Source organism: Acidovorax sp. Q11 (assembly GCF_054950075.1).
This window is the reverse complement of the sequence record NZ_JBUDZG010000023.1, coordinates 18917-32053: the sequence shown is the minus strand read 5'-3', so window position 1 is coordinate 32053 and position 13137 is coordinate 18917. Positions and strand designations below refer to the sequence as shown.

Here is a 13137-nt window from a genome sequence, read left to right as displayed (position 1 = left end):
CAATCGTGACAAAAGGCAATAGGCCAAGGCCTGCGCTGGGCGTCGCGAAGGTGTTCTGCTCCATTGCCTGTCACAAACTTATGGAGACAAGTGCTATGGAACGCCGTTCCCTCATCAAACATGCAGGCATCGCCGGGGTGTTGGCCACCGGAGTGGCGCCTGCCGTGTTTGCGCAAGCATCCATACGATGGCGCTTGGCATCCAGTTTCCCCAAGTCGCTGGACACCATTTATGGTGGCGCCGAGGTGTTTGCGAGGGCCGTCAAAACGATGACGAACGGTCGTTTCGATATTTCGGTACACGCAGGCGGCGAATTGATGCCGGCGTTCGGTGTCGTGGATGCGGTGCAGGGCGGGTCCGTGGAAATGGCGCACACCGTTCCGTATTACTTCTATGGCAAGAGCCCCGCTTTTGCATTGGGCTCTGCCATTCCCTTCGGCTTCAACTCCCGCCAGATGAGTGCCTGGATGCAGCATGGCAACGGGCGCAAACTCATGAATGAGTTTTACGGAGGCTTCAACATGGTGAGTTTTGCCGGCGGAAACACCGGCACTCAGATGGGGGGGTGGTACCTGCGTGAGATCAAGAGCCCGAGTGACTTCAAGGGCATGAAGATGCGGCTGGGAGGGGGGTTGGTCGGAGAGGTGATGGCCAAGCTGGGAGCCATTCCCCAGAGCATTCCTGGGGGCGAAATCTACCAGGCGCTGCAGAAGGGCACCATCGATGCTGCGGAATGGGTGGGGCCCTACGATGATCAGAAGCTGGGCTTTCATAAAGTGGCGCCTTACTACTACTACCCAGGCTGGTGGGAGGGCGGGCCCGAGGTGGACTTCTTCATCAACCGCAAGGCGTTTGATGGTCTTTCTACGGACTACAAACTCATCGTGGAGGCCGCCGCAGCCTTGGCGCATTCGGACATGCTCGCCAAGTACGACGCACTGAATCCGACGGCCCTCAAGCAACTGGTCGCCGCCAAGACCAAGGTGCTGCCGTTTTCGCAGGCCGTCATGGACGCGTCATTCAAGGCCTCAATGGATGTCTTTGCAGAGAACGACGCCAAATCTCCCGAGTGGAAAAAGATCTACGGGGACATGCGCAATTTTCAGCGTGACCAGATTCTCTGGTTTCGATTTGCTGAAGCACGCTACGACACCTTTATGTCTGCTCAGAAGATCTGAGTTTGATGCGGGGGGCTGCGGGCTGGCGCAATTGCTTGCAGAAGCCTGAACGCTTGGGCGCCTCGGTGATTTTCACGGGAAAACCCGCAAATCCGGCGGGGGGCATCTTCCTACAATCGTTTGCGGTAAAGAGGTCCTTGGGCATCGGGTATTAGCCCTGCGCGCCAAGTTGTGCAATAGAGTTTTCGGAGATAACCACATGGATCGTCGTTCAATCATCAAGCATGCCGGCATTGCTGGCGTGCTGGCTGCGGGTGTTGCTCCTGCCGTTCACGCACAGGCTGCTGTGCGCTGGCGCCTTGCGTCGAGTTTTCCCAAGCCACTCGACACCATTTATGGTGGCGCTGAAGTGTTTGCCAATGCGGTGAAGGCCATGTCGGGCGGCAAGTTCGAAATCTCCGTCCACGCTGGCGGTGAGCTGATGCCAGCCATGGGCGTGGCCGACGGCGTGCAGCAAGGTTCTGTGGAAATGTGCCACACCGTGCCGTACTACTTCTACGGCAAGAACCCCGCTTTTGCGCTGGGCTCGGCGATTCCGTTCGGCATGAACTCGCGCCAGATGAACGCCTGGATGATGCACGGCAACGGCCGCAAGCTGATGGATGAGTTCTATGCCGGCTACGGCATGCTGAGCTTCGCTGGCGGCAACACCGGCACGCAGATGGGCGGCTGGTACCGCAAGGAAATCAAGTCGGTTGCCGACCTCAAGGGCCTGAAAATGCGCCTGGGCGGCGGCCTGGTCGGTGAAGTGATGACCAAGCTGGGCGTGGTTCCGCAAAGCCTGCCTGGCGGCGAAATCTACCAGGCGCTGGAAAAGGGCACCATCGACGCTGCCGAGTGGGTGGGTCCGTACGACGACCAGAAGCTGGGCTTCAACAAGGTCGCCCCGCACTACTACTACCCCGGCTGGTGGGAAGGCGGCCCTGAGGTGGACTTCTTCGTCAACCAGAAGGCCTTCGATGCCCTGTCGGCCGAGAACAAGGCGATCATCCAGGCCGCTTCGTCGCACGCCGCCGTGGACATGCTGGCCAAGTACGACGCCCGCAACCCCGTGGCCCTCAAGCAACTGATCGGTGCCAAGATCAAGCTGCTGCCTTTCACCAAGGACGTGCTGGACGCCTCTTTCAAGGCCTCGCAAGAGGTGTATGCGGCGAACGACGCCAAGAGCCCAGAGTGGAAGAAAATCTACGCCGACTTCCGTGCGTTCCAGCGCGATCAGGTGGCATGGTTCCGTGTGGCTGAAGGCCGGTTCGATAGCTACATGCAGACCCTCAAGCTCTGATCTGACATCAGACCGTTTGGAAAAAGCAAAAAACCGCGCTTCGGCGCGGTTTTTTTATGGCCCAAAGGGTTTGTTGAGGTGGAGCCCGGCCTGCGGGCTGGGGATGAATGCATAGATGATGCACAAAGCAACTGGCGCGGAATGGTTGCGCGGTGCGGCAGCTCCATGTGGCTTGTGTTTTACGCAGATCCTGAGCCCTGAGCCCTGAGCCCTGAGCCCTGAGCCCTGAGCCCTGAGCCCTGAGCTTCCACTGATTTCTGGGTGACGACAGCGAAAAAAAACCGCGCCAGGGCGCGGTCTTGGCCTGCAAGGGCTGCAGGTGTGGGAGGAGATCCTCCGGTCAGAACTGTCGAAAGGCCTTGAGTTCGGCGCCGATGCGCTCGAACTCGGCGATGAGTTCGGGTGTGGCGCCGTAGAACACGGTGAACTTGCCTGTCAGCGTGCGTACATACAGGCGCGGGGCGATGAGCCAGCTCAGGCCTGGAACGCGGATCACACGCACATAGGCCAGATCATCAAAGGCCATGGCCTTGTCCCACACCCAACGTTGGTGCAGGCCGCTCGCGTGGATGCGGGTGCGGCTGACCATGATGCTCCACCAAGTCCAGGCCATGAGCGCCAGGCCGGCGATGAACCAGCCCGTGCCGTTGCTCACGCCGCTACCGAGCGCGCCACGTGACCACAGCTGCGCAAACCAGAGGGTGGAGCCCCCCACGATCACCGTGGCAAAGATCCGGAAGGTGGTGGAGAACGCCGCGCCCGCCACTTCGCCACCTGTGGGGGCGAAGCGGAAGGGCTCCATCATGGGTTGGGGTGTGAAGTTCAACATGCAGATCGATCGTGCCGCAGTGCGCCGGTCACTTGGCGGGTTCGGCCGGTGCAGCGGGCTCCGCCGGAGGCGTTGCCGTATCGCCGAAGGGGTTCTCCCCAGCGCCCGATGTTGATTCTTCGGTGCGCATGTCGTCCACGGGCACTTCGATCTGGACCTTGTCGGTATCAATGATTTCCTGCTTGGGCAGGAACATGGTCACTGTCTGGGGCACGAAAATCACGATGGCGACCAGCAGGATCTGCATCACCACCCAGGGGATCGCCCCCATGTAGATGTCGCTGGACAGCACCGGCTTGGGAATCCGCCCTTCCTTGAAAAGTGTGTTGGCAATGCCGCGCAGATAGAACAGCGCGAAGCCGAAGGGCGGGTGCATGAAGCTGGTCTGCATGTTCACGCACAGCAGAACGCCGAACCAGATCAGGTCGATGCCGAGCTTGTCGGCAACGGGGCCCAGCATGGGCAGGATGATGAAGGCGATCTCGAAGAAATCGAGGAAGAACGCCAGGAAGAAGATGAAGATGTTCACAGCGATCAGGAAGCCGATCTGGCCGCCTGGCAGGCCTGCGAGCATGTGCTCGACCCACTTTGCGCCGTCCACGCCCTGGAACACCATCGAGAACACGCGCGCACCAATCAGGATGAACACCACCATGGCCGTCAGGCGCATCGTGCCCTGCATCGCTTCCCACATCAGCGACCAGTTCAGGCGCTTGTGGATGGCGGCCAGGATCATGGCGCCCACCACGCCCATCGCACCCGCTTCCGTTGGCGTGGCAATGGCGGTGTCGATGCCGGGCAGGCCACCCATGGAGCCCAGCACAGCAAAGATCAGCAGGGCCGAGGGGATGATGCCGCGCAGGCACTTGAGCCACAGCTTGGCGCCCGACATGGTGCGCGCTTCCTTGGGGATGCCGGGCACGTAGTGGGGCTTGAACACGCCGAGCATGAAGGTATAGCCCGCGAAGATCAGCACCTGTAGGATGGAGGGACCCCAGGCGCCGCGGTACATGTCGCCCACCGAGCGGCCGAGCTGGTCGGCCATCACGATCAGCACCAGCGAGGGCGGCACCAGCTGCGTGATGGTGCCCGAGGCGGCCAGCACGCCGGTGGCGTAGCGCATGTTGTAGCCGTAGCGGATCATCACGGGCAGCGAGATCAGCGCCATGGCGATCACCTGGCCCGCCACGGTGCCGGTGATGGCGCCGAGGATGAAGCCCACGATGATCACCGAGTAGCCCAGGCCGCCGCGCACGGTGCCAAACAGCTGGCCCATGGAGTCCAGCATGTCTTCAGCCAGGCCGCACTTCTCAAGGATGGCGCCCATGAAGGTGAAGAAAGGGATGGCCAGCAGCAACTCGTTGGAGAGGATGCCGAAGATGTTGATGGGCAGGTTGGCCATGAAGACGGCGGGGAACCAGCCCATCTCGATGGCAAAGAAGCCTGATACGAGCCCCAATGCTGCCAGTGAGAAGGCGACGGGGAAGCCGATCAGCATCACCACCACCAAGCCCGCGAACATGATCGGGGCAAAGTTTTCCATTTGCATTTTTTTTCCTGGTTTATCCGGAATGGAGATAGCGGTGCGACGCTTTGCAGCTCAGTGGCACCGCAGGTTCTTAGTTCGGCCTGGGGCCGGGCTACTGAACCGGCTTCTCGTAGTGGGTGTTCATCTGATAGATGCCACGCAGATAGGCCACGCGCTTGACGATTTCAGCGAGGCCTTGCAGGAACATGAGGACGAAGCCAACGGGCATCAGCAGGATGGCGGGCCAGCGGATGAGGCCACCGGCGTTCCCGGACATCTCTCCGGAGACGAAGGCGCGCATGAACAGCGGCCAGCTGAAGTAGGCAATCAGCGCCATGGCGGGCAGCAGGAAGACCACCAAGCCTGCGATGTCTACATAGACCTGCTTGTTACCGCGCAGTTTTCCGTACACGATGTCAACACGCACGTGCTCGTTGAGCATCAGCACAAAAGGGGCGCCCAGCATGACCGTGGCGGCGAACAGGTACCACTGGATCTCAAGCCAGGCGTTGGAGCTGAGGTCCAGCCCGTAGCGGATGAACGCATTGCCTGCGGATATGAGGGCTGCCGCCAGGACGGTCCAGGTCGCAACTTTGCTGAGCCTGCTGGAAATCCAGTCCATGCCCAGAGCCAATTTGAGTAGTGTTGACACGTGGTGTCTCCTCGAGTTTAAAAACGGATACGCGGGCGCAGTGCGCTGCTGGGCCCGAGGGTGTCTGAAAGTAACGCGGATACTACCCCTTCAGCGCTGAAGAAAGCCTGACGCGGAACCATGGGGTTTTCCTCAGGGGACGGTGGGTCCGTGCCAATTCAGCCGGGCACCCATGGTTCTGTTGCCCGGTGCCCGGTTGGAGGCGAAAGCCTGCGCGGTACTGCAGGCCGCCGGGCTGGAGCTGCCCGGGCGGGTCCCTCTCCCCACCCCTGTCGGGGGGCGCCTGGCTTGCTAAGCCCTTTTGGAGGGAGACCGCTTGGCCCGGGCGAACTGCCACCAGGGCAGCACCGTGCTCATGGCCAGCACCTCGCCGCAGCGCAGGGGGCTGTAGCCGGGCAGGGTGGCCATGTGCGCCAGCCATTCGGGGGTTTGCAGCAGGGTGCGCAGGGCCAGCGTGGCGGGTTGGTCCAGGCTGGCTTTCAGGCAGGCCAGGTGGTAGCGCTCGTGCACCAGCGGTACAAAATCCAGCCCGCGTGCGCGCGCGGCCAGCTCGATGCCCATGCCCACATCGGCGGCCCCTGCGGCCACGGCCTGGGCAATGGCGGTGTGGGATGGCTCGTTGAGCGCATAGCCGACGATGCCCTGCGGGTCCAGCCCCGCCTGGGCCAGCAGGTCGTCCAGCAGCACCCGCGTGCCCGTGCCCAGCGGCCGGTTCAAGAAGCGTGCGCCGGTGCGGGCCACGTCCTGCAGGCTGCGCAGCGCCAGCGGGTTGCCCGGCGCGACGATGAGGCCCTGCGTGCGCTGGGCAAAGCCGATGATCTTGTGCAGGCCCGGCTGCAGCAGGGGCTGATAGGTCTGGGCGGTGAGCGAGTCGGCCCCGGCCTTGTCTACTGTGTGGAAGCCCGCCAGCGTGCAGCGCCCCTCGTTCAGCGCGCGGATCGCGTCCACGCTGCCGGTGAAGCGGATATCGAGGTGCAGTGCGCCCGCATCGGCCTGCGCGGCATGCGTGCGCAGTGCCACCAGGGCGTCGTCGTGGCTGGCGTACAGGGTGAGCACATGGGCGTTGGGGTCGAAGGCCACGGCAAACGCGCGTTCCAGGTCGGCGTGCAGCGCCGCAATCTGCGGTGCCAGCCGCGCCTGGGCCTGGCGCTCGGCCCACAGCAGCTTGGCGCCAAATTCGCTGAGCTGCGCCGACTGGCCCTTGCCCCAGATGATCAGCTCGCCGCCCAGCTGGTCCTCCCAGCGCTTGAGCGCGCCCCAGACATGGCGGTATGAGAGGTCCAGCGCACGTGCGGCACCCGAGATGGAGCCATGTTCTGCCACGGCCTGCAGCAGCTCGGGCAGCGGGTTGCGGATGAGGGCGTTGCCTACATCCTTGCTGAGTGTGTAGTGAAGTTGGACCCTATGCACGGACGTTCATATCGCTGGATATTGGATGGGTGCCTACGATAGCCGAACCCATGTCTACTCTCACCGAAAGCGCGGTCACAGCGCTGCAACTCACCCTCTCTTCCGACCCCGTCCTCTGGACCATCGTGGGCCGTTCCCTGTCTGTCAGCGCCACAGCCTGCCTGATTGCCTGCGGCGTCGGTCTGGTGCTGGGCGCCTGGCTGGGCGTGGCCCGCTTCACGGGGCGCGGGGCGGCGCTGGCGGTGCTCAACACCCTGCTGGCTGTGCCCTCGGTGGTGGTGGGGCTGGTGGTGTACCTGGTGCTCTCGCGCAGCGGGCCGCTGGGGTCGCTGGGCTGGCTCTTCAGCTTCAAGGCCATGGTGCTGGCGCAGGCCATCCTGGTGCTGCCCGTGGTCACGGCGCTCACGCGCCAGGTGGTGGAAGACGCCGAGCGCGCGCATGGCGAGCAGCTGCGGTCCATGGGTGCGGGCCCGCTGCTGCGCGCGCTGCTGCTGGCCTGGGACGAGCGCTATGCCTTGCTCACGGTGCTGTTGGCGTCGTTTGGCCGCGCCATTTCTGAAGTGGGCGCGGTGATGATCGTGGGCGGCAACATCGACGGCTTCACGCGCGTGATGACCACGGCCATTGCGCTGGAGACCAGCAAGGGCGACCTGCCCCTGGCGCTGGCGCTGGGCATCATCCTGCTGGTTGTGGTGCTGGCGCTCAATGTGCTGATTGCGCTGCTGCGCCGCTGGCGCGAGCGGGTGGATGGCTCGGCGTCCGGCACATCGGTGGGGGTGGCGGCATGAGCGGCCTGCCAGACACCCCCTGGGCCGACCTGCGCCAGGTGACGGTGCGCTATGGCCGCGTGCCCGCGCTGGAGCAGGTGACGCTGCGCATCACCCCGGGCGAGCGCGTGGCGCTGGTGGGCGCCAACGGCAGCGGCAAAAGCACCTTGCTGCGCGTGCTCAATGGCCTGGCGGGCACGCAGGCCGGGGGCCTGCTCTGCGATGCCACGCTGCGCCAGGCCATGCTGTTCCAGCGCCCGCACATGCTGCGCACCAGCGCACAGAACAACGTGGCGCTGGGCCTGTGGCTGCGCGGCACGCGCTGGCGCGATGCACGGCTGCAGGCGCTGACGGCGCTGCAGCGCGTGGGGCTGCAGGACATCGCCGCGCAGAACGCCCGCACGCTGTCGGGCGGCCAGCAGCAGCGGGTGGCGCTGGCCCGCGCCTGGGCGCTGCGGCCGGATGTGCTGTTGCTCGACGAACCCACCGCCAGCCTCGACCCGCACGCCAAGCGCGAGGTCGAAGCCCTGATGGCCGACTTTGCTGCCAGCCACGGCGCGGCGGGCCCGGCCCACCCGGTGACCATGGTGTTCAGCAGCCACAACCTGGGCCAGGTCAAGCGCCTGGCCAGCCGCGTGATCTACCTGGAGCATGGCCGCCTGGTGGCCGACCTGCCGGTGCACGACTTTTTTAACGGCCCCTTGCCGGAGGCTGCCCGTTTGTTTGTCAAAGGAGAACTGGGATGATGGTGATGACGAAAAATATCAAGCTTTTTAAGCCTCTTGCGCGCGTCCAGTATGCGCTGATAGCTACTGTTTTTGTAGCGTCTGGCGCAGCATCCGCCCAGAACATCACCATGGCGTCCACCACCTCCACCGAGCAGTCGGGCCTGTTTGGCCACCTGATGCCCGAGTTCAAGAAGGCCAGCGGCCTGGACGTGAAGGTGGTGGCCCTGGGCACCGGCCAGGCCCTCGACATGGCGCGCCGGGGTGATGCCGACGTGCTGTTCGTGCACGACCAGGTGGCCGAAGAGAAGTTTGTGGCCGACGGCTGGGGCGTGAAGCGCTACCCCGTCATGTACAACGACTTCATCCTGATCGGCCCCAAGGACGACCCGGTGGGCACCAAGGGCAAGGACATCGTGGCCGCGCTGCAGAAGCTGGCCACGGCCAACGGCAACTTTGTCTCGCGCGGCGACAAGAGCGGCACGCACGCGGCCGAGCTGCGCTACTGGAAGCTCGCGGGCGCCGACGCCGCCAAGGGCAGCGGCTACAAGGAATGCGGCTGCGGCATGGGCCCGGCGCTCAACATCGCCGCATCGAGCGGCGCCTATGTGCTGGCCGACCGGGGCACCTGGCTCAACTTCAAGAACCGCGCCGACCTGGCCGTGCTGGTCGAAGGCGACACCAAGCTCTTCAACCAGTACGGCGTGATGGTGGTCAACCCCGCCAAGCACCCGCACGTGAAGGTGCTGGACGCGCAGAAGTTTGTGGACTGGGTGGTGTCGCCCGCCGGCCAGCAGGCCATCGCGGGCTACAAGATCGGGGGGGAGCAGCTGTTCTTCCCCAACGCGAGCAAGTAAATCCCCCTGAGTCGCTTCGCGCCATCCCCCAAAGGGGGACGCCACAGGTGGCCCGGCGGAGCCGGTTCCACGGTGGCACTGGCTTGCGCCGCGCCAGTTTCCAGGCGACGGGGACTGTGCTGGCTATCACGTTAGCAAGGTAGGTCGGGTTTGCCCGAAGGGGCGTAACCCGACAGCTGCATGTTCAGTCGTCATCCCGGTGGTGGCTGCTGCGCCAGATGGCCCGCACCAGCCACAGCCCACACACCACGGCACCAAAGAAGCCCAGAAAGCCAAACGCGGGCAACCCGAACAGCGTGGGCCCGCCCTTCACGGTCATCACGATGGACGAGCCGATGATCAGCGATGCAATCACCAGCGCCATCGCCAGCCGGTTGGCCGAGCGGTCGATCTGGTCACCCACGCGCTTGAGGTGGGCCAGCTCAATGCCCACCTGCAGGTGCCCGCGCCGTGCGTTGCGCAGCAGCCGCCCTATGTCGTCCGGCAGTTGCTCGACGGTGGACAGGGCGCGCCGCAGCGCGGTCCAGGTGCGCCCGGCCAGCGCCTCGGGGCGGTAGCGGTGGCGCACCACCTGCTGGAGCACCGGCAGGGTTTCGGTGGCCATGTGAAAGCCCGGGTCCAGGTTGCGGCCCATGCCTTCGAGCGAGATGAAGGCCTTGATCAGCAGCGCAAGGTCGGGCGGCAGGCCCAGGCGGTGTTCGCGCAGGATGGCGCTCACATCGGCCAGCATCTGGCCCAGGCTCAGCTGCGCCAGCGGCACGCCGTGGTACTGGTCCACAAAAGCCTCGACCTCGGTTTCGAGCTGGCCCAGGTTCAGGCCCGGTGCGTCGCCCGTCCAGTCCAGCAGTACATCGGCTACCACCTGGGCTTGGTGCTCCACCAGGCCCAGCAGCAGCTGCAGCAACTCGTCGCGCCGGCGTTGTGACAGCCGCCCCACCATGCCGAAGTCGATGAAGGCAATGCGGTTGCCCGGCAGGTAGAACACGTTGCCCGGGTGTGGGTCGGCGTGGAACAGGCCGTCTTCCACCATCATCTTGATCACCGCCTGCGCGCCCCGCTGCGCCAGCACCCGGCGGTCAAAACCCGTCTCGGGCGTGAGTGTGGCCAGCGCGCTGCCGGGTGTGCCGTCGACGAAATCCTGCACGTTGATGCGTTCGTGCGTGTAGGCCCAGTGCACGCGCGGGATCACGATGTGGGGCAAGGCGGCCATGTTGGTGGCAATGCGTTCGGCCTGGCGGCATTCGCCCGCCAGGTCCAGCTCGCGGCGCAGGGAGCGCGCGAATTCGCGTACCAGTTGCTGGGGGTGGTAGGGCTTGAGCGAGGGCAGTTCTGCCTCGGCCAGCGCGGCCAGGCGCTGCAGCAGGCGCAGGTCGGCGTGGATGGTGTCGGCAATGCCGGGGCGGCGGATCTTGACCACCACTCCGGTGCCACCATGCAGGCGAGCACGGTGCACCTGGGCGATGGAGGCAGCGGCCAGCGGGGTGGTGTCGAACCACGCAAACACCTCTTCGGGTTCGGCACCCAGGTCCTCGCGCAACTGAGGGCGCAGGGCGTCCAGCGGCACGGCGGGCACCTGGCTGTGGAGCTTTTCGAACTCGGCAATCCACTCGGGGCCGAACAGGTCGGCCCGGCCTGCAAGGATCTGCCCAAACTTCACAAATGCCGGGCCCAGTTCTTCGAGCGCCAGCCGCACCTGCACGGGTGGTTCCACGCGGGCCAGGTCGGCGGCATGCGTCCAGTTCAGCGCCTGGCCTGCGCGCTCCAGCCGGTCGGCCAGGCCCAGGCGGCGCACGGTGTCGCCAAAGCCGTGGCGCACCATCACCCCCAGGATTTCCTTCAGGCGCCCCAGGTCGCGGGCGGTGTCCAGCGTCTCGATGAGCATGGGGCAATGATAGTTCTCAGAACCCCAATCCGGGCTTGTTCACCATCAGATAGAACACCACGGCCATGGCCACGAAGGCCGGGTAGCCCAGCGCCTCCCACCAGCGCGCATAGCGCCAGTACAGCGGGGGCAGCGCGCCACCGCCCCGTGCGGCCTGTGCCGCCATGTCGCGCATGCGCAGCTGCAGCCAGACCACGGGCAGCCAGCAGGCTCCGGCCACCAGGTACAGCGCGATGGATACGGCCAGCCAAGGCGTGCTCCAGGGCAGTCCCGCCATCGCCGCCAGGGCCAGCCCTGTGGCAGGCTGGATCAACACGGTGGGCGTGGTGAACCACCAGTCAGCCCGCACCACCAGGCGCGTTACCACGGCCTGCGCCTGCACATTGCCGCTGCGGTTGGTGAAGAACATGTAGAACGCCGAGCCCAGCCCGGTGCCCACCAGCAGCACGCTGGAGACGATGTGCAGCCACTTGAGGGTGAGGTACAGGCTCATGGGGACTTCGCGCGTTCGTCTTGCAGCAGCACCAGCAGGATGGCGGCAATGGGCAGGTTCTTGGTCAGCGGGCCCAGCGGGTGCAACCACCAGGATGGGTCGATGGCGCTGGCCAGCAGGGTCATGATCCCCATCAGCACCAGGGCTGCGAGGTAGGCGGCCCGGCCGGGCCTCCAGGCCATCCAGACGCCCAGGGCCGCATCGGCGGCGGCACCGGCGAGGATGAGGAAGGGGGCCAGCCCTGCGATGCTGCTCCACGCAGGGGGCAGGCTGACCAGCAGTGCGCGGCTTTGTCCGTTCAGCTCCACCACGCTCACTAGGGCCGTGGCCAGCCATACGAAGACGAGGCTCCAGCGCAGCAACGCATGGGCGGCGGGGGTCATGCCTCCTCCACGATGTCCGTCACCATGCCCCATTTCGCAAACTCGGGCGCAAAGGCTGCCAGCGGCAGCAGGCCGGTGCTGGTATGGGCGCCTGTGGGAAGGGCCTGCCCGGCGGCCAGTTGCCGGGCCAGCAGGATGGTGGCCATGCAGGGGATCTCGGGGCCGTGGTCGTTGTCGGCCGCAATGTGCCACGCGCGTCGGCGCGGTTGGCCCTGGGCGTCGGCACCTGCCACCCGCACCACCATGCCGCCCAGCGGGGTGCCCAGGGCGTCGAGCACGCCGCCGCTGCGGTGCAGCAGCCCCGCCAGCTTTTCGGGGTGGGGCAGCAGCCCCCAGTGGCGGAGGGCGGCCAGGGTGGCAAAGCTGCGCTGCGCGATGCCCACTTCCAGCGCGGCGCGGAACAGGACACGGTCGCGCACCCGGTAGTGGGCCGGAAAAATCTCCAGGTCCGGGATGTCGCACACCGCCCCCAGGCGTGGCCGCAGGCGGTGGAACTGCACCGGCGTGGGCGCGGCCCAGCCACGCCGGGCTTGCCAGCGGCCACCCTCCCACACGGGGATCGGAAGCCCGCAATAGCTCAGCACGGCGGCCAGCGTGGCCTCACCGCGTGGCGCGCGCTGTGCGGGGGCGATGCAGATGTCGATGCTGTCGATGTGCTGCCATCCTGCGCACAGGTGGTCGATGACGGCCGACGACAGCGCGGGCACGGTGCTGGCCCCGGTGACTGCGGTGCGCCCGGCCGCCGCAAAGGGGGCCTGCAGGGCCGCAGGAAAGTCGCACACAAACCGGCGCCCGTCGGCCAGGTCGATGTAGTGTGCGCCGGCCTCGGCTGCAGCCTGGGCCACGCCATAGGCCTGGGCCTGGAAGGGGCCTGCGGTGTGGATCACCAGGCCCACGTCCAGCGCACGCAGCCGGTTGGCCAGGCCGGGCGCTTGATGGTCCAGCGCGGTGCCTTGCGCGCCGTGGCCCAGGGTGTGCGCCAGGGCCTGGGCGCGTGTGGCATCGCGGCCTGCCACCAGCAGTTCGATGCCGTGGTGGGTGGCTGGGTCGCCCGCCAGCGCGCGGCAGATGCGTGCGCCAAAGTTGCCATAGCCGCCCAGGACCAGGGTTTTGAGGGCTGCCATGGTTCAGAACCTGCGCGGCTGGGTGCG

13 protein-coding genes are annotated in these 13137 nt (G+C 65.6%); 5 read left to right on the top strand and 8 right to left on the bottom strand.

The features are described 5' to 3' along the window. Nucleotides 1-95 precede the first annotated feature (95 nt). Together ACYZGB_RS16860 and ACYZGB_RS16855 are read left to right on the top strand one after the other, a co-directional pair. Complete coding sequence (locus ACYZGB_RS16860) at nucleotides 96-1178, top strand: TRAP transporter substrate-binding protein (RefSeq protein WP_462389933.1); 1083 nt, start codon at nucleotides 96-98, stop codon at nucleotides 1176-1178. Between the two features lie 199 nt (nucleotides 1179-1377). Continuing rightward, on the top strand, nucleotides 1378-2460 hold the full coding sequence (locus ACYZGB_RS16855; RefSeq protein ID WP_462389931.1) for a TRAP transporter substrate-binding protein: 1083 nt from the start codon (nucleotides 1378-1380) through the stop codon (nucleotides 2458-2460). Nucleotides 2461-2800: 340 nt separating this feature from the next. Here ACYZGB_RS16855 and ACYZGB_RS16850 read toward each other — a convergent pair whose 3' ends face one another. The 4 genes from ACYZGB_RS16850 to ACYZGB_RS16835 all read right to left on the bottom strand — a co-directional run bounded on the left by ACYZGB_RS16850 (nucleotide 2801) and on the right by ACYZGB_RS16835 (nucleotide 6879). After that, nucleotides 2801-3265 carry a hypothetical protein gene (locus ACYZGB_RS16850; protein WP_462389929.1) on the bottom strand — a complete coding sequence of 155 codons (465 nt, stop codon included), beginning with the start codon at nucleotides 3263-3265 and terminating at the stop codon, nucleotides 2801-2803. A 52-nt stretch (nucleotides 3266-3317) separates the two neighbouring features. After that, complete coding sequence (locus tag ACYZGB_RS16845; RefSeq protein WP_462389928.1) at nucleotides 3318-4838, bottom strand: TRAP transporter large permease; 1521 nt, start codon at nucleotides 4836-4838, stop codon at nucleotides 3318-3320. Nucleotides 4839-4929: 91 nt separating this feature from the next. Beyond that, entirely contained in the window at nucleotides 4930-5469 is a 540-nt protein-coding gene (locus ACYZGB_RS16840) for a TRAP transporter small permease subunit (RefSeq protein WP_462389927.1), read from the bottom strand. A gap of 291 nt (nucleotides 5470-5760) precedes the next feature. Next, complete coding sequence (locus ACYZGB_RS16835; protein ID WP_462389925.1) at nucleotides 5761-6879, bottom strand: substrate-binding domain-containing protein; 1119 nt, start codon at nucleotides 6877-6879, stop codon at nucleotides 5761-5763. 50 nt (nucleotides 6880-6929) lie between these two features. Here ACYZGB_RS16835 and ACYZGB_RS16830 point away from each other — a divergent pair, with 50 nt between their 5' ends. The 3 genes from ACYZGB_RS16830 to ACYZGB_RS16820 are packed head-to-tail and all read left to right on the top strand — an operon-like array spanning nucleotide 6930 to nucleotide 9228. Then, complete coding sequence (locus ACYZGB_RS16830; protein WP_462389923.1) at nucleotides 6930-7667, top strand: ABC transporter permease; 738 nt, start codon at nucleotides 6930-6932, stop codon at nucleotides 7665-7667. Then, entirely contained in the window at nucleotides 7664-8392 is a 729-nt protein-coding gene (locus ACYZGB_RS16825; protein ID WP_462389921.1) for an ABC transporter ATP-binding protein, read from the top strand. The genes ACYZGB_RS16830 and ACYZGB_RS16825 overlap by 4 nt, the downstream gene beginning before the upstream one ends. Beyond that, complete coding sequence (locus ACYZGB_RS16820; protein WP_462389920.1) at nucleotides 8389-9228, top strand: ABC transporter substrate-binding protein; 840 nt, start codon at nucleotides 8389-8391, stop codon at nucleotides 9226-9228. The genes ACYZGB_RS16825 and ACYZGB_RS16820 overlap by 4 nt, the downstream gene beginning before the upstream one ends. A gap of 184 nt (nucleotides 9229-9412) precedes the next feature. Here the strand turns inward: ACYZGB_RS16820 and ACYZGB_RS16815 are convergent, their stop codons facing one another. The 4 genes from ACYZGB_RS16815 to ACYZGB_RS16800 are packed head-to-tail and all read right to left on the bottom strand — an operon-like array spanning nucleotide 9413 to nucleotide 13110. Then, nucleotides 9413-11110: an ABC1 kinase family protein gene (locus ACYZGB_RS16815; protein WP_462389918.1), complete on the bottom strand. Its 1698-nt coding sequence runs from the start codon at nucleotides 11108-11110 to the stop codon at nucleotides 9413-9415. 16 nt (nucleotides 11111-11126) lie between these two features. Beyond that, the gene (locus ACYZGB_RS16810) at nucleotides 11127-11603 is read right to left on the bottom strand and encodes a DUF2269 family protein (RefSeq protein WP_462389916.1); all 477 of its coding nucleotides are present in this window, start codon (nucleotides 11601-11603) and stop codon (nucleotides 11127-11129) included. Next, entirely contained in the window at nucleotides 11600-11986 is a 387-nt protein-coding gene (locus tag ACYZGB_RS16805; RefSeq protein WP_462389914.1) for a DoxX-like family protein, read from the bottom strand. Before ACYZGB_RS16805 ends, ACYZGB_RS16810 begins: the two co-directional genes overlap by 4 nt. Continuing rightward, a complete protein-coding gene (locus tag ACYZGB_RS16800; protein WP_462389912.1) occupies nucleotides 11983-13110 on the bottom strand; it encodes a saccharopine dehydrogenase NADP-binding domain-containing protein in 1128 nt (375 codons plus the stop codon). The genes ACYZGB_RS16805 and ACYZGB_RS16800 overlap by 4 nt, the downstream gene beginning before the upstream one ends. Between the last annotated feature and the right edge of the window lie 27 nt (nucleotides 13111-13137).

Excerpts from the sequence above, each read along its gene's own strand:
- ACYZGB_RS16860 (WP_462389933.1), top strand. The coding sequence starts at position 96 with ATGGAACGCCGTTCCCTCATCAAACATGCAGGCATCGCCGGGGTGTTG.
- ACYZGB_RS16855 (WP_462389931.1), top strand. The coding sequence starts at position 1,378 with ATGGATCGTCGTTCAATCATCAAGCATGCCGGCATTGCTGGCGTGCTG.
- ACYZGB_RS16850 (WP_462389929.1), bottom strand. The coding sequence starts at position 3,265 with ATGATGGAGCCCTTCCGCTTCGCCCCCACAGGTGGCGAAGTGGCGGGC.
- ACYZGB_RS16845 (WP_462389928.1), bottom strand. The coding sequence starts at position 4,838 with ATGCAAATGGAAAACTTTGCCCCGATCATGTTCGCGGGCTTGGTGGTG.
- ACYZGB_RS16830 (WP_462389923.1), top strand. The coding sequence starts at position 6,930 with ATGTCTACTCTCACCGAAAGCGCGGTCACAGCGCTGCAACTCACCCTC.
- ACYZGB_RS16825 (WP_462389921.1), top strand. The coding sequence starts at position 7,664 with ATGAGCGGCCTGCCAGACACCCCCTGGGCCGACCTGCGCCAGGTGACG.
- ACYZGB_RS16820 (WP_462389920.1), top strand. The coding sequence starts at position 8,389 with ATGATGGTGATGACGAAAAATATCAAGCTTTTTAAGCCTCTTGCGCGC.
- ACYZGB_RS16815 (WP_462389918.1), bottom strand. The coding sequence starts at position 11,110 with ATGCTCATCGAGACGCTGGACACCGCCCGCGACCTGGGGCGCCTGAAG.
- ACYZGB_RS16810 (WP_462389916.1), bottom strand. The coding sequence starts at position 11,603 with ATGAGCCTGTACCTCACCCTCAAGTGGCTGCACATCGTCTCCAGCGTG.
- ACYZGB_RS16805 (WP_462389914.1), bottom strand. The coding sequence starts at position 11,986 with ATGACCCCCGCCGCCCATGCGTTGCTGCGCTGGAGCCTCGTCTTCGTA.
- ACYZGB_RS16800 (WP_462389912.1), bottom strand. The coding sequence starts at position 13,110 with ATGGCAGCCCTCAAAACCCTGGTCCTGGGCGGCTATGGCAACTTTGGC.